General features: G+C 70.7%; 14 protein-coding genes. 12 read left to right on the top strand and 2 right to left on the bottom strand.

Annotated features, from left to right (window positions below):
* Positions 1-58: 58 nt before the first annotated feature.
* The 9 genes from ACIBAF_RS10075 (at position 59) to ACIBAF_RS10035 (ending at position 8,267) form a co-directional block, all read left to right on the top strand.
* Positions 59-1,741 carry an FAD-dependent oxidoreductase gene (locus ACIBAF_RS10075; RefSeq protein ID WP_399462914.1) on the top strand — a complete coding sequence of 561 codons (1,683 nt, stop codon included), beginning with the start codon at positions 59-61 and terminating at the stop codon, positions 1,739-1,741.
* A 448-nt stretch (positions 1,742-2,189) separates the two neighbouring features.
* Complete coding sequence (locus tag ACIBAF_RS10070; RefSeq protein ID WP_399462692.1) at positions 2,190-2,822, top strand: class F sortase; 633 nt, start codon at positions 2,190-2,192, stop codon at positions 2,820-2,822.
* Between the two features lie 137 nt (positions 2,823-2,959).
* Positions 2,960-4,114 carry a SchA/CurD-like domain-containing protein gene (locus ACIBAF_RS10065; protein ID WP_399462691.1) on the top strand — a complete coding sequence of 385 codons (1,155 nt, stop codon included), beginning with the start codon at positions 2,960-2,962 and terminating at the stop codon, positions 4,112-4,114.
* A gap of 72 nt (positions 4,115-4,186) precedes the next feature.
* Positions 4,187-4,630, top strand: a complete 444-nt coding sequence (locus ACIBAF_RS10060; RefSeq protein WP_399462690.1) for a cupin domain-containing protein — start codon at positions 4,187-4,189, stop codon at positions 4,628-4,630.
* Positions 4,627-5,895 carry a beta-ketoacyl-[acyl-carrier-protein] synthase family protein gene (locus ACIBAF_RS10055; RefSeq protein WP_399462689.1) on the top strand — a complete coding sequence of 423 codons (1,269 nt, stop codon included), beginning with the start codon at positions 4,627-4,629 and terminating at the stop codon, positions 5,893-5,895. The genes ACIBAF_RS10060 and ACIBAF_RS10055 overlap by 4 nt, the downstream gene beginning before the upstream one ends.
* A complete protein-coding gene (locus ACIBAF_RS10050; RefSeq protein WP_399462688.1) occupies positions 5,892-7,142 on the top strand; it encodes a beta-ketoacyl synthase N-terminal-like domain-containing protein in 1,251 nt (416 codons plus the stop codon). Before ACIBAF_RS10055 ends, ACIBAF_RS10050 begins: the two co-directional genes overlap by 4 nt.
* Before the next feature lie 36 nt (positions 7,143-7,178).
* On the top strand, positions 7,179-7,433 hold the full coding sequence (locus tag ACIBAF_RS10045; protein ID WP_399462687.1) for an acyl carrier protein: 255 nt from the start codon (positions 7,179-7,181) through the stop codon (positions 7,431-7,433).
* Between the two features lies 1 nt (position 7,434).
* Positions 7,435-7,914, top strand: a complete 480-nt coding sequence (locus tag ACIBAF_RS10040) for an SRPBCC family protein (protein WP_399462686.1) — start codon at positions 7,435-7,437, stop codon at positions 7,912-7,914.
* Between the two features lie 20 nt (positions 7,915-7,934).
* Positions 7,935-8,267, top strand: a complete 333-nt coding sequence (locus ACIBAF_RS10035) for a TcmI family type II polyketide cyclase (RefSeq protein ID WP_399462685.1) — start codon at positions 7,935-7,937, stop codon at positions 8,265-8,267.
* A 91-nt stretch (positions 8,268-8,358) separates the two neighbouring features.
* On the opposite strand, the gene ACIBAF_RS10030 is transcribed toward ACIBAF_RS10035, so the two are convergent.
* Together ACIBAF_RS10030 and ACIBAF_RS10025 are read right to left on the bottom strand one after the other, a co-directional pair.
* A complete protein-coding gene (locus tag ACIBAF_RS10030; protein WP_399462684.1) occupies positions 8,359-9,387 on the bottom strand; it encodes a methyltransferase in 1,029 nt (342 codons plus the stop codon).
* Between the two features lie 80 nt (positions 9,388-9,467).
* Positions 9,468-10,607, bottom strand: coding sequence for a nitrous oxide reductase family maturation protein NosD (locus tag ACIBAF_RS10025; protein ID WP_399462683.1), 1,140 nt, complete (start codon positions 10,605-10,607; stop codon positions 9,468-9,470).
* A gap of 324 nt (positions 10,608-10,931) precedes the next feature.
* Between ACIBAF_RS10025 and ACIBAF_RS10020 the strand changes: the two genes are divergently transcribed.
* The 3 genes from ACIBAF_RS10020 to ACIBAF_RS10010 all read left to right on the top strand — a co-directional run bounded on the left by ACIBAF_RS10020 (position 10,932) and on the right by ACIBAF_RS10010 (position 23,014).
* On the top strand, positions 10,932-15,335 hold the full coding sequence (locus ACIBAF_RS10020) for a LamG-like jellyroll fold domain-containing protein (RefSeq protein WP_399462682.1): 4,404 nt from the start codon (positions 10,932-10,934) through the stop codon (positions 15,333-15,335).
* 130 nt (positions 15,336-15,465) lie between these two features.
* Complete coding sequence (locus ACIBAF_RS10015) at positions 15,466-22,302, top strand: polymorphic toxin-type HINT domain-containing protein (protein WP_399462681.1); 6,837 nt, start codon at positions 15,466-15,468, stop codon at positions 22,300-22,302.
* Positions 22,303-22,432: 130 nt separating this feature from the next.
* On the top strand, positions 22,433-23,014 hold the full coding sequence (locus ACIBAF_RS10010) for a hypothetical protein (RefSeq protein ID WP_399462680.1): 582 nt from the start codon (positions 22,433-22,435) through the stop codon (positions 23,012-23,014).
* Positions 23,015-23,052 lie beyond the last annotated feature (38 nt).

Genomic DNA, 23,052 nt, shown 5'->3' with positions numbered 1-23,052 from the left:
GAGGATCTCCGCCGTATCCGGCCGGGTCGGCGGACACGACGCGCTGGAGGCGAGAGTGATGAACGAACGAGCCGGACGGACCGGCCACGACACCCTCAGGGTCCCGGTCCTCATCGTCGGCGGCTCCCTGGTGGGGCTCGCGACCTCGTTGTTCCTGGGACGGCTCGGAGTGCGGCACATGCTGGTGGAGCGCCATTCCGGCACCTCCATCCACCCGCGCGGCCGCGGCAACAACGTCCGCACGATGGAGCTGTTCCGGGTGGCGGGCGTGGAGAAGGCCATCCAGGAGGCGGCCGCCACCCTGGCCGGCAACCACGGCATCCTGCAGACCCCCACCCTGGTCGGCGACGCCGGCGAGTGGCTGTTCCGGGACATCGACCCGGGCGGCGGACTGGCCCGCTTCAGCCCCAGTTCCTGGTGCCTGTGCAGCCAGAACGACCTGGAGCCGGTCCTCCTCGACCACGCCCGCAGGCACGGCGGCGACCTGCGGTTCTCCACCGAACTGATGTCCTTCGAGAGCGACCCCACCGGTGTCACCGCGGTGGCCAAGAGCCGTGAGACGGGTGAGCACACCACCATCCGCGCGGACTACCTCGTCGCCGCCGACGGACCCCGCAGCCCCGCCCGCGAGCAGCTCGGCATCGGCCAGAGCGGCCCCGGCGACCTGTTCCACAACGTCAGCCTCACCTTCCGCTCCCGCGGCCTCGCCGACGTCGTGGGCGACCGCCACTTCATCGTCTGCTACCTGACCAGCCCGGACGCCGACGGCGCCCTGCTGCCCGTGGACAACGTCGAGAACTGGGTCTTCCACGCCCCCTGGCACCCCGAACACGGGGAAACGCTGGAGGAGTTCACCGACGAGCGGTGCGTCGAGCACATCCGCCGGGCCGTCGGGGTCGCCGACCTCGATGTGACGATCACCGGCAAGGCGCCCTGGCACGCCGCCCAGCGGGTCGCCCGCAGCTACCGGTCGGGACGCGTGTTCCTGGCCGGCGACTCGGCCCACGAGATGTCCCCGACCGGGGCCTTCGGTTCCAACACCGGCATCCAGGACGCGCACAACCTCGCGTGGAAACTGGCCGCGGTGCTCGACGGCTGGGCGGGGGAGGGGCTCCTGGACAGCTACGACGCCGAGCGCCGCCCGGTGGCCGAGGCCACCAGCGCCCGCGCCGCCGCCCGGTCGGCCGAGCACAGCCACCCCGGTTTCGCCCCGCCGCCCGGCGCGGGCGGCGGCGGTCCCCAGCGCGGCATCCTCAACGTGGCCCTCGGCTACCGCTACCCGCAGGGCGCCGTCGTCGGCGCCGACCCGGGCGAACCGGTCGTCCCGGAAGGCCTCGACCTGAGCGGCCGGCCCGGCAGCCGGGCGCCCCACCTGTGGGTCCGGCGCGCGGGTGAGCGGATCTCCACCCTCGACCTCTACGAGCGGGCCCCCGTCCTGCTCAGCGACGCCGACGAGCCGAGCGGATGGCATGAGGCGGCCGCCCGGCTCGCCGCGGAGCTGTCCCTTCCGCTCAGGTCGTACCGGGTGGGCGCCGGACCCGAGGCCGACCTGGTGACCGAGGACGACGTCGACTGGGCGGAGCGCCACGGCACGACCCGCGGGGGCGCCGTACTCGTCAGGCCCGACGGGTTCGTCGCCTGGCGGTCGCCGGGCCCGGAGCCCGACGCCGAGGCGGCGCTGCGCGACGTCCTGAACAGCGCGCTGGCGCTCGCCGCGCCGCGCCGACTCCATCAGAACTGAGTGGACTTCACCCGTGTGAACGCCCCGAGTGGTGCGGCGACGACGAGCGGCTGACGGTGGATCACGTCCCGTTCGGGTCACCTCAGCTGACGAGGCGTCGGCTGCCCGATCGTGACGGAAGGGCCGTCGCATGCGTTCCGCTCACATGATCCCGGCCGCCGGTGACCCATGTCGGGCGCGATAGCGAAGCCGAGGCCGCCACCCGTACCCCGGGTGGCGGCCCGGCTCGCTTCCCGTGCCCTGTCCGCTCCGCTGCCGCGCCCGAGTGAGGTGGTCCCCGATGCCAGTACCCCCATCCCCGTCCTCGTCCCCGTCGCCTTCCCCCTCTGCACCCTCCCCTTCTCCCTCTCCTTCGCCCTCTGCTTCGTCTTCTGCCCCCTCTGCTCCCCCTGCCCTCTCTGGTCGCTCTGGTCCCTCCGAGGAGGGAAACTCCCGCACCGGCCTGACGATGCTGTGCGCCGCGGCCGCCGTGATCCTGGCGCTGAACCTGTTCGGCGGCAACGCCACGGCACCCGGCGCCCCCAGCCCCCCGCACGCCCCGCCCGCCGCCTCGCTCCCGGCGACCGGCGCACCCGACAGGCCCACCTCGGCGTCGTCCGGCCAGGACCAGGCCCCGCTGGGCAAGCACCTGCCGCGCTCCAGGCCCGTGCGGCTGCTCATCCCGAAGATCTCGGTCGACGCCCCCTTCACCGCCCTCGCCATCGGCCCCTCCGGACGGCTGGAACCGCCGCCCGCGGACGACGTCAACCTCGTCGGCTGGCACGCCGACGGAGCCTCCCCCGGCGAGACGGGCACCGCGATCATCGCCGGACACGTCGACACGAAGACCTCCCCCGCCGTCTTCGCGGGTCTCAGCGCCCTGGGGAAGGGCGACACCTTCTCCGTCCGGCGGGCCGACGGCAGCACGGCGGTCTTCCGGGTGGACAGCGCGGAGACCTTCGCCAAGGACGACTTCCCGAGCGAACGCGTGTACGCCGACACCGCGCAGGCGCAGGTACGGCTCATCACCTGCGCGGGGAGCTACGACCGGGCGGTCAAGGACTACACCGACAACCTGGTCGTCTTCGCCCATCTGATCTGACGCCTCGCCCGCCCGGTCACCCGCGTAGTTCATCCGAGTCGCGCACTTGCGGGGACGGGCTGAGGATCGAGGAACGCTGACGTCGCATCACCGCGGCCGACGTTCACTTCCCCCTCCGCGAAGGAGATGTGCGCAGGATGACCACCACGTCCGAACGTGTTGCAGGTTCGCGGACGCGACAGGCGTCGCAACGAGTCTCCCAGTCCGTGTTCGACGGCTCCCGGCTTCGAGTCGTCCTCCTGGTCGACGTCTACGACGGAGCCCAGCAGCAGTTCCTGGAGGCCTACGAGCAGCTCTGCAACCAGGTCGCGTCCGTCCCCGGGCATGTCAGCGACCAGCTGTGCCAGTCCATCGAGAACCCCTCCCAGTGGCTCATCACCAGCGAATGGGAGAGCGCCCCGCCGTTCCTCGCCTGGGTCAACAGCGAGGAACACGTACGGATGGTGGAGCCGCTGCACAGCTGCGTCCGCGACACCCGGTCGTTGCGCTTCCACGTCGTGCGCGAGACCGGCGGCCCGGCGGCGGAGGCGAAGCCGGGCAAGCGCCGCCTCCAGACCTCGCCCAGGATCGGCGACGGCGTGATCCGTCACGCGCTCACCTTCACCGTGAAGCCGGGCAGCGAGAAGATCGTCGCCAAGATCCTCGCCGACTACGCCTCGCCCGAGCCGCAGGTCGACGACACCACCCGGCTCTGCCGCACCTCGCTGTTCATGCACGGCAACCGGGTGGTGCGGGCCATCGAGGTGCGCGGCGACCTGCTCGCCGCGCTGCGCCACGTCTCCCGGCAGCCCGAGGTACGGGCCGTCGAGGAGGCCATCAACCCCCATCTGGAGCAGGACCGCGACCTCAACGATCCCGAGTCCGCGCGGGTGTTCTTCACCCGGGCCGCGCTGCCGGCCGTCCACCATGTGACGGCGGAACGTCAGGACGCGCAGGCCGAGCGGTACGCCCTGTACTACCCGGCCCGGGCCGACCGCGGCATGAAGCTGGCCGAGCTGCTGGCCCGGCAGGACGAGGCGGCGGCGGACGACCCGCGCAGCCCGGTCCTGCGCAGCACGATCTTCCAACGCGACGACGTCGTCGTCCGGCTGATCGACGTGCGCGGCGGACTCGACGCCGCCGACCCCGTACAGGCCCTCGGCCTGGCCGACCCCGGGCAGGTGGCCGAGCTGACGACGCTCCAGGACGCCGTCGACGCGGACGCCTCCGCGACGAAGGACGCCCGGCTCGCGCGCTTCCTCGAACGCGCCCGCATGGACCTCGTCACCGACCGTCGGTCGCCCGACGCCTGATTCGTCATCACGTGGGCCGGGGCGGCGCCCTGCCCCGCCCACGTCGGTGCAGTACAGCAACGGAGGAACGTCGTGATCACTTCCCGTCCCAGAGTCGTGGATCTCAGCGAGGTCGAGCCCAACACCCGGCGCGGCGGCGATCTGCGCGCCATGCTCACCCCCGTCACGGTCGGTTCGACCAGCGGTTTCATGGGCGTGGCCCTCATCAAGCCCGGCGACCGCATCGGCGAGCACTACCACCCCTACTCCGAGGAGTTCGTGTACGTCGTGTGCGGGCAACTGGAGGTGGACCTGGACGGCGAGCCCCAGCCGCTGCAGCCCGAGCAGGGCCTGATGATCCCCGCCCACATGCGCCACCGCTTCCGCAACGTCGGAAACGTCGAGGCCCGGATCGTCTTCCACCTCGGCCCGCTGGCCCCGAGCCCGCCGCTCGGCCACGTCGACACCGAGGAGAGCGACGCCGAGCCCGTGGTGATCGGGCGCGAGGCGACCGCCCGACGTCAGGCCAGGTCATGACGAGGCGGGTCGCGGTCACCGGCATAGGCATCGTCGCTCCGGGCGGCATAGGCGTCCCGTCGTTCTGGCGGCTGCTGGTCGAGGGACGCACGGCGACGCGCGGCATCACCTTCTTCGACCCGACCGGTCTGCGCTCGCGGATCGCCGCCGAGTGCGACTTCGACCCGGCGGCCCACGGACTGGACGCCCAGGACGTCGAACGCTGCGACCGCTACATCCAGTTCGCCATGGTCGCCGGCGACGAGGCGGTACGGGACGCCGGTCTCGACCTCGCCGCCGAGAACCCCTGGCGGGTCGGCGTCTCCCTGGGCACCGCGGTCGGCGGCACCACCCGGCTGGAGAACGACTACGTCCTGGTCAGCCACCGCGGGCAGCGCTGGGACGTGGACCACCGGGAGGCTGCCCCGCAGCTGCACCGCGCGTTCTCGCCCAGCACGCTCGCCGCCACGGTGGCCGAACGGTTCGGGGCGCGCGGGCCGGTGCAGACCGTCTCCACGGGCTGCACCTCGGGGCTCGACGCGGTCGGGTACGCCTTCCACACCGTCGAGGAGGGCCGGGCCGACGTCTGCATAGCCGGCGCCTCGGACTCGCCGATCTCCCCGATCACCATGGCCTGCTTCGACGCGATCAAGGCCACCTCCCCGAACAACGACGACCCCGCCCACGCCTCGCGTCCCTTCGACGCCGACCGGGACGGGTTCGTCATGGGCGAGGGCGGCGCCGTACTCGTCCTGGAGGAGCTGGAGCACGCCCGGGCCCGCGGCGCCCACGTGTACTGCGAGCTCGGCGGGTACGCCACCTTCGGCAACGCGTACCACATGACCGGTCTGACCAGCGAGGGCCTGGAGATGGCCCGGGCCATCGAGGACGCCCTCCAGCACGCCCGGACCGACGCCACGGCGATCGACTACGTCAACGCGCACGGGTCGGGCACCAAGCAGAACGACCGCCACGAGACCGCCGCGGTGAAGCGGGTCCTGGGCAGGCACGCCTACGACACGCCCATGAGCTCCATCAAGTCCATGGTGGGTCACTCCCTCGGCGCGATCGGCGCGATCGAACTCGTCGCCTGTGTCCTGGCCCTGACCCATCAGGTCGTACCGCCGACCGCGAACTACGAGACGCCCGACCCCGAGTGCGACCTGGACTACGTCCCGCGCGTGGCCCGCGAGCGCAAGCTGGCCAGCGTGCTCTCGGTGGGCAGCGGGTTCGGCGGTTTCCAGTCCGCGGTGGTCATGAACCGGCCGAGGGAGAAGACACGATGAGCGAACCCCATCCACGGCGCGCGGCCGTCACGGGAATCGGTGTGGTCGCGCCCAACGGAGCCAGCACCGAGACCTTCTGGAAGTCCACCAGCGAGGGCATCAGCGTCCTGGACCGCGTCACCGGCGAGGGGTGCGAACACCTGCCGCTGCGGGTGGCGGGCCAGGTCCGCGACTTCGACCCGACGGCCATGATCGAGGAGCGCTACCTCGTCCAGACCGACCGGTTCACGCACTTCGCGATGGCCGCCGCCGACCTCGCGCTGGACGACGCCCGCCTCGGGCGCACCGACACCGACGCGGCGCCGTTCTCCGTCGGCGTCGTCACCGCGGCCGGTTCCGGCGGCGGCGAGTTCGGCCAGCGGGAACTGCAACAGCTGTGGGGCAAGGGCAGCCGCTTCGTCGGCCCCTACCAGTCCATCGCCTGGTTCTACGCCGCGAGCACCGGCCAGATCTCCATCCGGCGCGGCTTCAAGGGCCCCTGCTCGGTCGTCGCCGCCGACGAGGCCGGCGGCCTGGACGCCCTCGCGCACGCGGCGCGGGCCGTGCGGCGCGGCACCGACGTGATCGTGGCCGGGGCCACCGAGGCGCCGATCGCGCCCTACTCGATGGTCTGCCAGCTCGGGTACAAGGAGCTCAGCACGCTCGACGACCCGACCCGCGCCTACCGCCCGTTCACCGCCGCGGCCTGCGGGTTCGTGCCGGCCGAGGGCGGCGCCATGGCGGTGGTGGAGGAGGAGGGCACGGCCCGGGCGCGGGGCGCGCGGGTGCGGGCCTTCCTCGCCGGGCACGCGGCCACCTTCACCGGCGCCTCCCGCTGGGAGGAGTCACGGGAAGGGCTCGCCCAGGCGATCCGGGGGGCCCTGGAGGAGGCCGAGTGCGCCCCCGAGGAGATCGACGTGGTCTTCGCCGACGCGCTCGGCGTGCCGGACGCGGACCGCGCCGAGGCGCTGGCGATCGCCGACGCCCTCGGCGCGCACGGCGCCCGCGTGCCCGTCACGGCGCCGAAGACCGGGATCGGCCGGGGTTACTGCGCGGCGCCGCTGATGGACGCCGCTGCGGCCGTGCTCGCGATGGAGCACGGCGTGATCCCGCCCACCCCGAACGTCTTCGACATCTGCCATGACCTCGACCTGGTGACCGGCCGGGCCCGCAGCGCCGCATTGCGCACGGCGCTGGTCCTGAGCCGGGGACTCATGGGGTCGAACTCGGCGCTGGTGCTGCGGCACGGCGCCACCGACGCCTCGTAGCGAGGCGCCGCGGAGAAGCAAGAGGAGAGGAACCGCATGTCTGATCGCATCACCGTGGAAGAGCTGGCCGAACTCATGAAGAAGTCAGCCGGCGTCACCGTCGCCCCGGAGGAACTCCGGCAGAACGACACCGGCTTCGACCGCCTCGGCGTCGACTCGCTCGGCCTGCTGGGCATCGTGGGCGAGCTGGAGAACCGGTACGGCACGCCGATGCCCACCGACGCCGAGCGCTCCAAGACGCCCCGGCAGTTCCTCGACCTCGTCAACACTGCCCTCATGACAGGAGCGTGAGATGACCGGACACACGCAGAACGAGATCACCATCGCGGCCCCCCTGGACCTGGTCTGGGAGATGACCAACGACCTGGAGAACTGGCCCCGGCTGTTCAGCGAGTACGCCTCCGTCGAGGTCCTCCGCCGGGAGGGGCGCAAGACCACCTTCCGGCTGACCATGCACCCGGACGAGAACGGCACCGTGTGGAGCTGGGTCTCCGAGCGCGAGCCGGACCGCGAGGCGCTCACCGTCAAGGCCCGCCGGGTCGAGACGGGGCCCTTCGACCACATGAACATCCACTGGCGGTACGAGGAGGTCCCGGCCGGCACGCGGATGGTGTGGACGCAGGACTTCGCGATGAAGCCCGAGGCGCCGGTCGACGACGAGTGGATGACCGACAACATCAACCGGAACTCCAAGGTCCAGATGGGTCTCATCCGGGACCGCATCGAGAAGGCCGCCGCCGAACGCGGGGCCACCGCGGGTCTGACCGACTGAGCCGGACGGAGAACGGTCCCATGCACCAAGCCCTGATCGTCGCCCGAATGGCCCCGGGGTCGGCCCCTGACATCGCCAAGGTGTTCGAGGAGTCCGACCGGGGAGAACTGCCGCGCCTCGTCGGCGTCGCCCGGCGCAGTCTCTTCCAGTTCGGCGACGTGTACATGCACCTCATCGAGTCCGAGCGCGACCCCGGGCCCGCCATCGCCAAGGTCACCGGGCATCCCGAGTTCCGGGATGTCAGCGAGCGGCTGTCCGCGTACGTCAGCGCGTACGACCCGGAGACCTGGCGTTCCCCCAAGGACGCCATGGCGCAGCGCTTCTACCTCTGGGAGCGCGAGCCGGCCGGCTGACCACGGTCGGCCATCACCGGTCGCCGGACCCGCGACGCTGCGGGCCCGGCGACCGGTGGTTCGTGGGGGATACGGGGAACGTGCGGCCGGATCAGCCGGGGACGTGGCAGTCGAACGCGTGCAGATAGGGGTTGACCGGGCTGACGTCGTCGATGACCAGGCCCGCTTCGGTCAGCCGGCCGACCATGCTCTCGGTGGTGTGCTTCGCCCCGCCGACGTTGAGCAGGAGCATCAGGTCCATCGCGGTGCTGAACCGCATCGACGGCGTGTCGTCGACCAGGTTCTCGATGACCACGACCCGCGCCCCGGGGCCGCCCGCCGCACGGACGTTGCGCAGGGTGCGGGCGGTGCTCTCGTCGTCCCACTCCAGGATGTTCTTGATGACGTAGACGTCGGCCTGCACCGGGACGGCCTCCCGGACGTCGCCGGGCACCACGCGCGCCCGGTCCGCGAGGTCGCCGCCCGCGCGCAGCCGCGGCACCGCGTTCTCCACCACCCGGGGCAGGTCGAGCAGGGCGCCGTGCATCGCGGGGTACTTGTCCAGCAGGCTCGCCACCACGTGCCCCTGGCCGCCGCCGATGTCGGCGACCGAGGAACTCCCCGACAGATCGAGGAACTCCGCGACGTCCCGCGCGGACTGCACGCTGGACGTCGTCATGGCACGGTTGAAGACGTCGGCGGACTCCGGGGCGTCCTCGTTGAGGTAGGGGAAGAACTCCTTGCCGTACAGGTCCTCCACGACGTTGCGGCCGGTGCGCACCGCCTCGTCCAGCAGCGGCCAGGCGTCCCAGGTCCATGGCTCGGTGCACCACAGGGTGATGGCGCGCAGGCTGTGGGGGTCGTCCTCGCGCAGCAGCCGGGAGACGTCGGTGTGCGCGAACACCCCGTCCGGCTGCTCGGCGAAGACGCCGTAGCAGGACAGGGCCCGCAGCAGCCGTCGCAGCGGCCGGGGTTCGGTCTTCACCGCGGCTGCGAGGTCCTCGACGGCCATGGGGCGGTCGCCGAGGGCGTCGGCGACGCCCAGCCGGGCGGCCGCGCGCAGGGCGGCGGCGCACGCCGCCCCGAACGCGAGCTCCCTCAGCCGCATGGACGGCGGTGGGGCAGTACGAGCGGTCGTCATGTGCCGCCTTCTTTCCTTCTCTGGGTCATGGGCTCGGGGTCACGGGCTCTGGGTCACTGGCTCGGGGTCACCGGCGCGGTTCAGCACAGGCCGGAGGGCTTCGACGCCCGGCAGTCGTTGCCCATGAAGGCGTTGCCCTTGCCGGTGTCCGTGTTGATCAGGTCCGCGGGGGAGTTGTCCCGCAGCACGTTGTCGGTGACCCGGTTGCGGTCGCTGGTGGTGCCCACGAAGCTCTTGAACAGGACGATGCCGCCCGACAACGGGGACTTGCCGGCGTTCTCCTCGATCACGTTCCTGGTCACCAGGCTGTCCTCGGCCCCGGTCAGGACGATGCCCGAGCCTTGCAGCGCGGCCAGCTTGGCCGTCTTCGGGCAGGACTTGTTGTTGCGCACGATGTGGTTCTCGGCCACGGTCACGAAGCCGGCCTTCGGCTTGTTCTCGTCGCCGACGACGAACACGCCCGCGCAGTTGCCGGTGAGGTGGTTGTGCGCGACGGTGAGGTCGCGCAGCCGGCGGACGGTGACGCCGATCCGGTTGCCCTCCAGCCGGTTGTGCTCGACCACCGTCCCCTTGGTGTCCGCGGCGCCCTGCTCCTCCTTGATCGTGTTGGCGAGGAACAGGCCCGCGTCGCCGTTGTTCCGGGCGACGTTGTCCTGGAACACTCCGCGCACCGAACGCTCCGTGGCGATGCCCCACACGCCGTTCTTCACCGCGGTGACGTGGCGCACGGTCAGCCCGTCGGTCGCCATGGAGAAGACGCCGGCCTTGGTGAAGCCGGTCACCGTGAGGGAGGCGACGGTGACGCCCTTGACGTCGCGCTTTTTCGTCCCGAGGACGCAGATGCCGTTGCCGCCCTCGGCACAGCTCTGGGTGGCCTTCGCGGCGGACGCGGCGGACGCGGCGGACGCGGCGGCACTCGTGGTGCTGGTGGCGGTGCTGGTGGCGGTGCTGGTGCTCACGCGCGGGTCCGGCTTGAGCACCGTGCGGTTGCCCATGCCGCGCAGGGTCAGCCCGGGCGTGCTCACCTTGACGCTCTCGTGGAAGGTGCCGGAGGTCAGCAGAACGGTGTCACCCGGACGGGCGGCGTCCACCGCCTTCTGGATCGACTCTCCCGGCCGGACCACGTGGACCGTGTGACCGGCGACCGACGGAGCGGCGCCCAGGCCGGTGCCGAGGAGTGCGGCGGTGCACGCCAGGTATGCGATATGGCATTTCTTCATATTGCGTACGTTATGACCGGATCGTCAGTTAATCGGCGGGATGGGCCATCCGGCGGCGTGTCCCGACGGAAGGTGCGAGGGCTTGTTCTCGCTCGTCTCGCGAGGGGTGTGACGAATCGGGAGCCACTGCCGAATCGTGGCGAATTTGCGGAGCAAACGTGAAGTGTGTCACTCCACGAGTTCCATTGGTTTGTGGTCCTTGGGGTCTATGTCCGCTTGTGAGTCTCTGGTTAGCGAGTCGAGAGCGGTCGTATGTTGCGACCTGACCGTGTGAGCGAACACATCCGGTCATGTCCAACGCGGTTTCATGGGGGAGCAGTTCACATGAACACATACGGGGGGAGACGTCGGTTGCGCGCAGCCGGCGTGGCGCTCTCCGCTGCCATCGTGCTGGCGGCGAGCGCGTCCAACGGCGCCCTGGCGGCGACCGGTGAGAGAGCGGCCGACACTCCGGCCGCAAAGTCCGCCGATTCTGCAAAGTCCGCCGGCGCCGCCGCGGCCGACGGGTCGGCCACGGCCGCCGGAGACGATGGAGCGGGCGAGGACGCCAAGGCGCTGGCGAAGGCCGCGCGCACGGGCAAGCCCGTGGAGATCACCTCGATGCGGGGTGAGAGCAGTGAGGTGTACGCCCTCCCCGAGGGGCATCTGGAGGCGCGGGAGCATCTGCGTCCGGTACGGACCCGGGTGGACGGCGCGTGGCGCGCCATCGACACCACGCTGGCCCGCGGCGCGGACGGAACGGTGGCGCCCAAGGCGACGACGGTCGGTCTGACGTTCTCGGGCGGCGGTTCGGCTCCGCTGGTGCGGATGACGAAGAACGGCCGCGAACTGGCGTTGTCCTGGCCGAAGAAGCTGCCCGCCCCGGAGCTGAACGGGAACACCGTCACCTATCCGGAGGTGCTGCCCGGCGTCGATCTGCGGATGACGGCCCAGCAGGACGGCTTCACCCAACTCCTCGTCGTCAAGTCGGCCGAGGCCGCCGCGAGCACCGAACTGAGCAAGCTGCGGCTGAAGTTGGACGCCGACGGCATGCGGGTGAAGGAGACCTCGGACGGCGGTCTGGCGGCGATCGACCAGGGCGCCGGAAGCGCGGTCTTCGAGGCTCCGCGCCCCGTGATGTGGGACTCCAGCACCAAGGCGCCCGGTGCCGCGGCGAAGTCCACGCCCAAGGCCGCCACCGAGAGCCCCTCCACGACCACGTCCACAAGCACGTCCAAAACCGCTTCCAAAACCGCCGGCAACGCTGCGGCGGAAACAGCCCCCGCCGCCGAGCGCGGGCCGAACGCCCCCGAGGCCGTCGCCGCGGAGTCCGGAAACGTCGCCGCGGTCGGTGTGGACGTCCCCGCCGCGCAGGACGCGCTGGTGCTGACGCCGAACAGCGGTGTGCTCAAGGGCGAGAACACGGTGTACCCCGTGTTCATCGACCCGCAGTGGTACTCCCCGAAGGCCTCGGCTTGGACGATGGCCTCCAAGTACTGGGCGTCGTCGCCGCAGTGGAAGTTCAACGGCGATCCGGACGCGGGCCTCGGCTACTGCGGCTGGTCGTACTGCGCGCCGTACGACACCAAGCGGCTCTTCTACCGCATCCCGACCTCGAAGTTCGCCGGACGGACCGTGCTCCAGGCGGAGTTCGTGGTCCGCAACACCTGGTCGGCGTCGTGCGCGGACCGGGGCGTGGAGCTGTGGCGCACCAAGGACATCTCCTCGTCGACGACGTGGAACTCGCAGAACGCGTCCGGCTTCTGGATCGACCACCTCAAGACCGAGTCCTTCGCCTACGGCTACACCGGCTGCGCGGCGAAGGACGCGGAGTTCGACGTCAAGTCCGCGGTGCAGCAGGCCGCGGACAAGAAGTGGTCGACGATGACCTTCGGCATGAAGGCGTCCAGCGAGTCCGACGAGTACGGCTGGAAGCGGTTCTCGGACGACGCCTATCTGCGCGTGCAGTACAACCGGGCGCCGCCGCAGGTCAAGATGTCCCAGCTGACCATGGAGTACGGCGGCTCCTGCAAGAAGCCCTCCAGCGCCGCGCGGGTGCGCAGCCTGGGCAAGATCTACGCGAACGACGTCACCGACCCCGACGGCGACTCCGTCTCCGTGGAGTTCCGCGCGAGCTGGGACACCGGTGACGGCAAGGGCGTCGTCACCCGCTGGAAGTCCGGGCTGACGACGGCGAAGAGGTCCGGCTCGGACTTCGCGATCACCCTGCCGTCCTCCATTCCCCCCAACAAGACGGTCAACTGGTACGTCCACTCCTACGACGGCGCCCAGTACTCGCCGTGGTCGTACACGGGTGACCCGACGGCCTGCTACTTCGTGTACGACACCAGCGTGCCGAAGGCGCCTGCCATCGCCTCCGCCATCTACCCGGCCTCGAACCCCGAGGACCCCGAGGACCCCTGGTACGACGGAGTGGGCCAGTACGGCGACTTCGTGATCACCGGTGCGGTCTCCGACGTGACGAAGTACTGGTACGGCATCAACGGCGACCCGGTCTCCGCCAACACCGTCACCACCTCGGGCGGAGCGGCGAAGACCGTGCCCGTGCTGCCCCTCAAACCGGGCCTGAACACCTTCACCGCGAAGTCCTTCGACGCCGCGGGCAACCCCTCCGAGATCCGCACCTACCAGTTCCGGGTCAAGTCGGGGCAGCGCGAACGCGCCGACTGGTCCATGGACGAGGCGGCCGGCGCCACCCAGGCGGCGGGCAGCGCGCCCGAGCAGACCGCGACCCTGTACAACGGCCCGACGCCGGGCGTGGAGGGCAAGGTCGGCAAGGCGGTGCAGTTCGACGGCGTCGACGACTACGCCGCCACCGACATCGCCACCATCAACACCGACGTCAGCTTCTCGGTGTCCGCGTGGGTGAAGCTGTCCGCGATGCCGTCCGGTGCGGCGGTCGTGGCCTCCCAGCGCGGCAACAACGCACCCGGCTTCGAGCTGTACTACTCCAAGGGCTACGACCGCTGGGTGTTCAACCAGTACAGCGCCGACAGCACCAGCGCCACCCCCGTGCGCGCCATGCAGTCCGCCGCCGGCGGGGTCAAGGCAGGGGAGTGGACGCATCTGGTCGGCGAGTACGCCGCCGGTGAGAAGCTGCTGAAGCTGTACGTCAACGGCGCCCTGGCCGGCACCACCGCCTACAGCACGCCGTGGAACGCGCGGCGCGGCATGGTCATCGGCGGCAGCTTCCTCGGCGGCACGCCGACATCGCCCTTCCCCGGCGCCATCGACGAGGTGAAGACCTTCGAGAAGCCGCTGTCGGCGGGCGAGGTGTCGAGCCTGTACAGCTCGAACTCGATCGGCTCCGGCCGCCCGGCCCGTGCCGTCTTCCCCATGGACGACGCCGCCGACGCGACCGCGCTGAGCGGCCGGGCCGACGTGAACCCCGCGGTCCTCAAGGGCGGCGCCGCCACGGGCTCGGCCGGCGTGGACGGCAACGCGCTGACCCTGGACGGGACCGACGACTACGCGGTCACCGCCGGCCCGCACATCAACACCTCGTACAGCTTCGCCGTCTCCGCCTGGGTGAAGCTGCCGAAGACCAAGCCGACGCACGCCGCGACCGTCGCCACGCAGATCGGCGACACGGTGACGGGTCCGGAGCTGTACTACTCCAGTTCCTACGACCGCTGGGTGTTCAACCAGCACAGCGCCGACACCGCCGACTCCACGGTGGTGCGGGCCATGCAGCCCGACGGCGTCACCGCGTACGGCGGTGAGTGGACGCATCTGGTCGGCGTGCAGGACACGGAGGCCGACAAGCTCTCGCTGTACGTCAACGGGACCCTGGCCGGCACCACCGCACTGCCCTCGACCTGGTACGCCGGAGGCGCGATGCAGTTCGGCGCCAGCGCGTTCGAGGGCAAGGCCACCTCGTTCTTCCCCGGCCAGATCGACGACGTGCGGCTGTTCGACCGTCCGGTGTCCGCCGGTGAGGTGCAGCAGTTGTTCAAGCAGCGCGCGGTGGTCAAGGGCCGCTGGAAGTTCGAGACGGCCACCGGCGCCCCGCTGACCTCGCCGGACGCCTCGTCCGCCGGCAACGCCATGACCCTCTACAACGGCGCCCAGACGGGCTCGGGCTGGGTCGACGGCGCCGTCGCCCTGGACGGTACGGACGACTACGCGGCGGCCTCCGTGGTGCCGGTCGACACCAGCGCCAGCTTCACCGTCAGCGCCTTCGTGCAGGCGGCCGCCACTCCGACGAGTCCGGTCACCGTCATGAGCGCTCCGGGCGCCAAGAAGAGCGCGTTCGCGGTGCGTTACGAGCCCAGCGCCACCCCGGCCACCGATCCGGGCCGCTGGCGGATCGCCACGGCCGACTCCGACAGCGACTCCGCCGCCGTCTCCGACATCGGCAACGGCATGTTCTACAGCCCCACCGACTGGAACCACGTGGCACTGGTCTACGACGGCTTCTCCAAGGAGGTCCGCCTCTACGTCAACGGCGAGCTCCAGGAGACGGCCTGCGCCGACGCCGACGACGACGGGGTGCAGGACGACGCGAGCTGCGCCGACACCGTCTCGTGGTCCGACGACGTGCTGACCTACAAGGCCGCGAAGACCCTGCAGCTCGGCCGGGACACGACCGGGACCGCCTCCGGTCAGTACTTCCCCGGTTCGCTGTCCGACGTGTGGGTCTTCCAGGGCGCCCTGACGGAGACCCAGATCGATCACCTCGCCGTCGGCATGCCGGGCGTGGACACCGCCGTCCCCAGCGGCGACTGATCGGCTCACCTGCCGGGAACGGGTCGGCCGCCGCGCGCGGACCGGCCCGTTCCCGGGCCAGCTGCTTCGCTCCGCCGTGCACGGCGTCCTGCTGCCCGCGGAGCACTCAACGGGAGGAACACAGAACGGCATGAAGACCAGATCACGTAACCGAACGGGCAGGCCGTGGCGCCGTATGGCGATGGCCACGGCCGCCGTGCTGACCGCGACCCTGCTCCAGGCGTCGGGCGTGCCCGCCGTCGCCCAGGGCTGGGTGAAGCCCGCGCTGCCGCAGTCGGAGTCGCCGGTCGCCGGCGGTCCCGCGGGCAAGGCGGTGCCCCGCAAGGTGACCAAGGGGCCCCGTACACCCGCCGAGGCGCCGGCCACCGGCTGGCCGAAGGCGAGCGCGGCGGCCGTTACCCTGCGGCAGCAGGCGACCCGGGTCAAGGGGCTGCCGCTGACCCTGGACACCACGGTCAAGAAGTCCGCGGACGCGGCCACCGGCACCTACACCGTGAGCACGCTGTCCCGCGCGGCGGCGGCCAGGACGGGGGTCGACGGGCCGGTCTTCACCCTGACTCCCCGGCAGGGCGGCACGCAGCGCGCCGGGACGGTGCGCGCCGCGCTGGACTACTCCTCGTTCGCCGGCCTGTACGGCGGCGGCTATGCGGACCGGCTGACCCTGGTCCGGCTGCCCGCCTGCGCGCTGACGACGCCGCAGAAGGCGCAGTGCCGTACGGTCCAGCCGGTGCCGACCGTCAACGACACCGAGAAGCAGACGCTGACCACGAAGGCGGTCGCCCTCAGCGCGAGCACGGCGACGGTCCTGGCGGCGGCCACGTCCACCGGCAGCGACCGGGGCGACTACAAGGCCACCTCCCTGTCCGCCTCGTCGACCTGGAACACGGATCAGAGCACCGGCTCGTTCGCCTGGGCCTACGACATGGCGGTGCCGCAGGTGCCCGGCGGGCTGGCCCCGAAGGTCGGTCTGTCGTACTCCTCGGGCGGGGTCGACGGCCGGACGGGAAACACCAACAACCAGGCGTCGTGGGTCGGTGACGGCTTCGATCTGTCGCCGGGCTTCATTGAGCGCAGCTACAAGGGGTGCGCGGACGACGGCGTCACCAACGCCGACGGCAACAAGCCGGGCGACCTGTGCTGGGCGTACGACAACGCCACGCTGTCGCTGAACGGTTCGGGCGGCGAGCTGGTGCCGAGCGGCGCCAACTCCTTCAAGCTGCAGAACGACAACGGCACGAAGATCGACCGGATCTACGGCTCGTCGTCCGACGTGCGCTCCAACGGCGCCCGCAACGACGAGTACTGGCGGGTGACGACGCCCGACGGCACGCAGTACTACTTCGGCTACAACCGGCTGCCCGGCTGGGCCAGCGGCAACGAGACCACCGACTCGGCGTGGACGGTGCCGGTCTTCGGCAACAACACGGACGAACCCTGCCACGCGGCCGCCTTCGCGGACTCCTGGTGCCAGCAGGGCTGGCGCTGGAACCTGGACTACGTCGTGGACCCGCACGGCAACGCCGTCGCCTACTACTACGACAAGGAGACCAACTCCTACGGCCGCAACCTGAAGGCGGCCGACGACACCCCGTACGTGCGCGGCGGCACCGTGGACCGCATCGAGTACGGCCTGAAGTCCACGGCCATGTACTCGGCGAAGCCGCTGGCCAAGGTGAACTTCACCAACAGCGAGCGGTGCATCCCCGACAGCAGCACCGACTGCTCCTCGATCTCCAAGGACGCCTTCTACTGGTACGACACCCCGTGGGACCTGAACTGCACGGCGGGCGCCGACTGCGACAACGGCCGGTTCTCCCCGGCGTTCTTCACCCGCAAGCGGCTGACGTCCGTCACCACTCAGGTGCTGGCGTCCGGTGCCTACAGCAACGTCGACGGCTGGAAGCTCGCCCACCGGTGGGGCATGGCCGACACCGACTACCAGCTGCTGCTGGACTCCGTCCAGCACACCGGCTACGACGGCACGGCCTCGATCACCCTGCCGAAGGTCACCTTCGCCTACACCCAGCTCGCCAACCGGCTCGACAAGATCGGCGACGGCTACGCCCCGTACATCAAGGCCCGGCTGTCCACGGTCGCCGACGAGTCGGGCGGCCAGATCGACGTCGGCTACTCGGCCCCGGTCTGTGACGCCGCCGCGCTGCCCACCCCGGAGACCAACACCACCCGCTGCTTCCCGCAGTACATCGGCGGGAGCACGACCGACGACCCGGACCGGCAGTGGTTCAACAAGTACGTGGTGGACACGGTCACTTCGACGGACCGTACCGGCGGGGCCCCCGACCAGGTCACGATGTACGACTACCTGGACGGCGCGGCCTGGCACTACGACGATGACGACGGGATGACCAAGGAGAAGTCCAAGACCTGGTCGCAGTGGCGCGGTTACGGCCACGTCCGGGTGCGCACCGGCGGTCAGGGCGGCGCGTCGGCGATGAAGACGCAGAGCGACTCCTACTTCCTGCGTGGCATGGACGGCGACCGCAAGACCACCAGCGGCGGTACCAAGAGCGTCTCGGTCGCCCTCGACTCGGGTGAGGGCGACCCGATCACCGACCACGAGTCGCAGGCCGGGTACGCGTACAAGACGGTCACCTACTCCGGTCCCGGCGGCAAGGTGCTGTCCAAGACGGTGAACCGTCCCTGGTACAAGGAGACCGCGAAGAAGGTCCGCACCTGGGGCACCGTCACCGCCAACCTCACCGGCAACGCCTCTGCCAAGTCGTGGACCTCGCTGGACGACGGCGCCGGCGCCAAGTGGCAGACGACCGCGTCGTCCGACACCCACGACGCCACCACCGGTCTGGTCACCCAGACCGAGGACCTGGGCGACACCACGACCGCGGCCGACGACCAGTGCACCCGCACTGCCTACGTCTCCGGCAGCGTTCCCGTGGCGGCCCCCTCCCGGGTCGAGACGGTCGCCAAGGCGTGCGACGCCGCCACCAGCCGCCCGGCCGACGTCATGTCCGACGTCCGCACCGCCTATGACGGCGGGGCGTACGGCGCCGCGGCGACGAAGGGCGACGCCACCAGGACCGCGAAGCTGAAGACGTACAACGGCTCCAGCGCGGTCTATCTGGAGTCCACCTCTGCCTACGACGGCTACGGAAGGGCGCTGACCACCAACGACCTGACCGCCGACGTCACGGTCACCTCGGCGGGCGCGCTCACCCGGTCCGCCCGCACCGACGGCCGGACCACCACCACCGCCTACACCCCGACCACCGGATTCCCGACGAGCAGCACGGTGACCACCCCGCCCGCCACGCCGGGGGACAGCACCACCGCGCAGACGTCGACCACCGCCTACGACACGCTGCGCGGGCAGCCGCTCACGGAGACCGACACCAACGGCAAGGCCGTCACCTACGCCTACGACGCGCTGGGCCGCACCGCCAAGGTGTGGCAGACGGACCGGACCACGAGCCAGACCCCCAGCTACGAGTTCAGTTACACCATCACCGACGGCAAGCCGGTCGTGGTGGCCACCAAGACCATCGGCAACTCGGGTGCCCAGGACACCACGTACACCTTCTACGACGGCTTCCTGCGAGCCCGGCAGACCCAGGCCCCCGGTCCGAACGGCGGAACACTGCTGGCGGACACCTTCTACGACGAACGCGGCCTGACCGCAAAGGAGTTCGCTCCCTACTACGCCACCGCGGCGCCGTCCACGACGCTCTTCAAGCCCGAGGACGCGCTGGGCGTGGAGACCCAGAACCGTTACACCTACGACGGCCTGGGCCGGGTGACCGAGTCGCGGCAGATCGCCGGCAACGGCGACGGCGGAGCGGTCCTCGGCATCACGAAGACGATCTACGGCGGCGACCGCACCACGGTCATCCCGCCGGTCGGCGGCACCGCGCAGACCACGGTCAGCGACGCCCGCGGCCGTACCAGCGAAGTGCGCCTGCTGCACGCCCGCGCCGCCGAGGCCGCCTACGACACCACGTCGTACGGCTACTCGCCGCGCGGTGAGCTGACCAGGGTCACCGACCCGGCGGGCAACGCCTGGACGTGGACGTACGACCTGATGGGGCGGCTCACCGACACCACCGACCCCGACAAGGGCGCCGGCCACAACGAGTACGACGACCGCTCCCAGCTGACCAGCACCAAGGACGCCCACGGCAGCGTCCTCGCCTACGGCTACGACGGTCTGGGCCGCAAGACCGAGGTGCGCGACACCTCCTCGACCGGCACTCTGCGCGCCAAGTGGGTCTACGACACCGTCAGCGGCGCCAAGGGCCAGCTCGCGTCCAGCTCCCGATACAGCGGCGGCCAGGAGTACAAGACCAGCGTCGTCGCCTACGACCGGCAGTACCGGCCGCTGCGCACCTCGATGACCATCCCCTCGACCGAGGGCGCGCTGGCCGGCACCTACCTGTCGGCGACCAGCTACAACGCCTCGGGCACGATCCAGGGCATCGGCTACCCCAAGGCCGGTGACCTCGCCGCCAACACCGTCGCCTACACCTACGAGGACGGCACCCTGCGGCCCGTCGGGATCAGCGGCCCGCAGAACCTGACCGGGAGCTCCACCTACAGCCTCACCGGCAAGCCGCTGCAGTACTCGCTGGCCGCGAACGGCGGCAAGACGACGTACGAGACCAACACCTACGAGTGGGGCACCCAGCGGCTGGCGACCTCGCGCGTCGACCGGCAGGACGTCGCGGGCGTCGACCAGTACAACACCTACAAGTACGACGAGGCGGGCAACGTCCTGTCCGTCTCGGACACCTCACGCTCCGGCACCGACAACCAGTGCTTCGCCTATGACTACTTCGGCCGGGTGACGGAGGCCTGGGCGCAGTCGACCACCGGCTGCGTCGCCACTCCCACCACCGACACGGTGGGCGGCCCGGCGCCGTACTGGACCTCCTACACCTACGACAAGGTGGGCAACCGGCTCACCGAGACCCGGCACGCCACCACGACCGGCGCCTCGGACACCAAGCGGAGCTACCACTACCCGGACCCGGGTGCGGTCCGTCCGCACGCACTGGGCTCCGTGGACGAGGTCACCGGCACGGTCAAGTCCACCGACAGCTTCACCTACGACGACGACGGCAACACCCACACCCGGCTGCTGGGCAACGGCACCTCCCAGACCCTGGACTGGGACGCCGAGGGCCACCTCGCCAAGGTCACCCAGCCGGTGGAGGGCGGCAGCGACAAGGTCACCGAGTACCTCTACGACGCCGACGGCACCCGGCTGATCGGCCGCACCCCGACCGAGACGACGCTCTACCTGGGCGCCACGGAGATCACCCTGGCGAAGGGCGCGACCGCCGCCAAGGGCACCCGCTACATCGACGTCGGCGGCGGCCACCAGGCCGTCCAGGCCAACGACGGAACCATCTCCTTCACCCTGGCCGACCACCACGGCACCGCCCAGCTGTCCGTCAACGCCACCACCCAGGCACTGACCCAGCGCCGCACCCTGCCGTTCGGCGGGTCGCGCGGCGCCGAGCCGAACACCTGGACCGGCACCAAGGGCTTCATCGGCGGCACCGCCGACACCGCCACGGGCCTCACCCACCTCGGCGCCCGCGAGTACGACCCCGCCACGGGCCGGTTCCTGTCGGTCGACCCGGTCTTCACGGCCGACGACCCGCAGCAGATGAACGGCTACTCCTACGCCGACAACAACCCGCTGACGTTCTCCGACCCGGCGGGCACGGAGATCGGCTCCCGGCCCAACTCCTGCCAGTACGACATCAAGTACTGCAGCAAGCACGAGCAGCAGGAAGTCGGCTACGACCCGAAGACGGGCACGTCCGACTACCACCGCGGCAACATCTACAAGCGCGCCCACGCGGCGAAGAAGCACTGGGTGGCGACGAACACCCCCGTCACCAACGACATCGACAAGCTCCAGAACTACTGGGCCAGCATGATGGACGGGGAGTTCACCGACGACTTCTGGTCCAACCCCGTCTACGAGTCGTCCACGGCGGGCTCGGCCTGCTACGGGCGTGAGGGATGCCGCCAGGCCTACCTCTACGTGCTGCACGAGGGCGACCACGCCGACGTCAAGAAGGCCAAGGAGATCGCGGCCACCTACTGCGTCTACCACGCCAGCCAGTGCTCGGACGAGGCCAAGGAGGTGGCGCGGGGCAAGGTCATCGAGGAGATCACCAGCGAGGTGTTCCTGGCCTATCTCGGCGGGGCGCAGGGAATCGAGGAAGACGGGACGCCCTGCAACAGCTTCGCCCCCGGTACCGAGGTCCTGCTGGCCGACGGCACCACCAAGCCCATCGAGGAGATCAGACCCGGCGACAAGGTTCGCACCACCGATCCGAAGACCGGCCGCACCACGACCAAGACGGTCACCGCCGAGATCACCGGCAAGGGCCTGAAGCACCTGGTCAGGATCACCCTGTCCGTCGACGGCGAGAAGCGGACGGTCTCCCTGACCGCGACCGACGGCCACCCCTTCTGGGTGCCGGAACTGGGCCAGTGGATCGACGCCACCCACCTCATCCCCGGCGAGTGGCTGCTCGCTTCCACCGGGGCCACGGTCCGGGTGACGGGGGTCGACCGCTGGTCCGCCCCGGCCACCGTGCACAACCTCACCGTCGCCGACGTCCACGCGTACTATGTGCTCGCCGGGACCACGCCGGTCCTCGTGCACAACTGCCCCAAGAGGGTGGCACGGGGCGCCAACGCCGTTCCGGAGACCCCGAACATCGTTCACGAGGGGGTCGCGGACATCAAGGTCAACGGACGCCCGCAGCGGGTGGACGAGAACGGCGACCTCGATTTCTTCACGGTGCGGCCGACCACGCCGCAGCGGATCGCCCGGAAGTGGGGTGGAGCCAAGATCTACGACATCCCCAACGGCGGCAACAGCTACCGGGTGCTGATCAACGGTCACGGTGACATCGGCTGGGTCAGGAACCACGACTACACCAAGATCTACCCCTACACACCTCGGTCGTAAGAAGTCCCGAGGGAATCCGCCGCGACATCGCGGCGCCGTCCGGCCGCCGGGGAGGCAGGAGTCTCCCCGGCGGCCGGGTTCATGTCGTCCCGAGGAGCCTTGGGACGCACGGGTGAGAAAGGTTGCCCCTGTGGAAGAAGCAGAGTTCGCGGCGTCGCTGTTGGACGCGGGCCTGCAGTGGTGCGCGGCGGAAGCCGGCGGCGGCGCCCTGCCCGTCGCGGCCGCCTGGCTCGCCACCAGCTGCCGTCGGGAGGACGGACGGCGTGACGAGACCGTGCGCAGGGACGATCCGCAGTTGATCGAGAAGGCGAACGACGGGTGGTTCCGGCTGGCCCGCGACCACGGGTTCCTGGGAGAGGACCGGGAGTTCCTGCTGGGCGTGAACCACGCCGACGACGAGTCGGCGCCGATCCTGCGCTGGGCGAGAGTCCGGCTCCTTCAGGAGTGGGACATCATGGGGGCCGGCGCCGCGACCGGAATCCTGGGATCGGCGGCCGGATTCCCCGAGTTCGCCATGCTCTCGCTCGACGGCAACGTCATCCTGCGCGGCACCGTCTGGCAGGAATCCATCGGCTCCCTGCTGGTTCCCGACCCGCATCGGGTGAAGATCATCCGTGACTACGTCGAGCGGCGCTCCGCCAATCCCCGCACTCCCGCGGCGGAGCGTGCCGAAGGCGAGGCCTGGCTCAGAACGCATCCCCCGGAGCACTGACGGCATACGCGATGCCCCGCCGGACGTTTCCGGCGGGG

Origin of the sequence: Streptomyces sp. NPDC051677 (assembly GCF_044453465.1) — a bacterium.
GTDB lineage: Bacteria > Actinomycetota > Actinomycetes > Streptomycetales > Streptomycetaceae > Streptomyces.
This window is presented reverse-complemented; position numbering and strand designations above follow the sequence as displayed.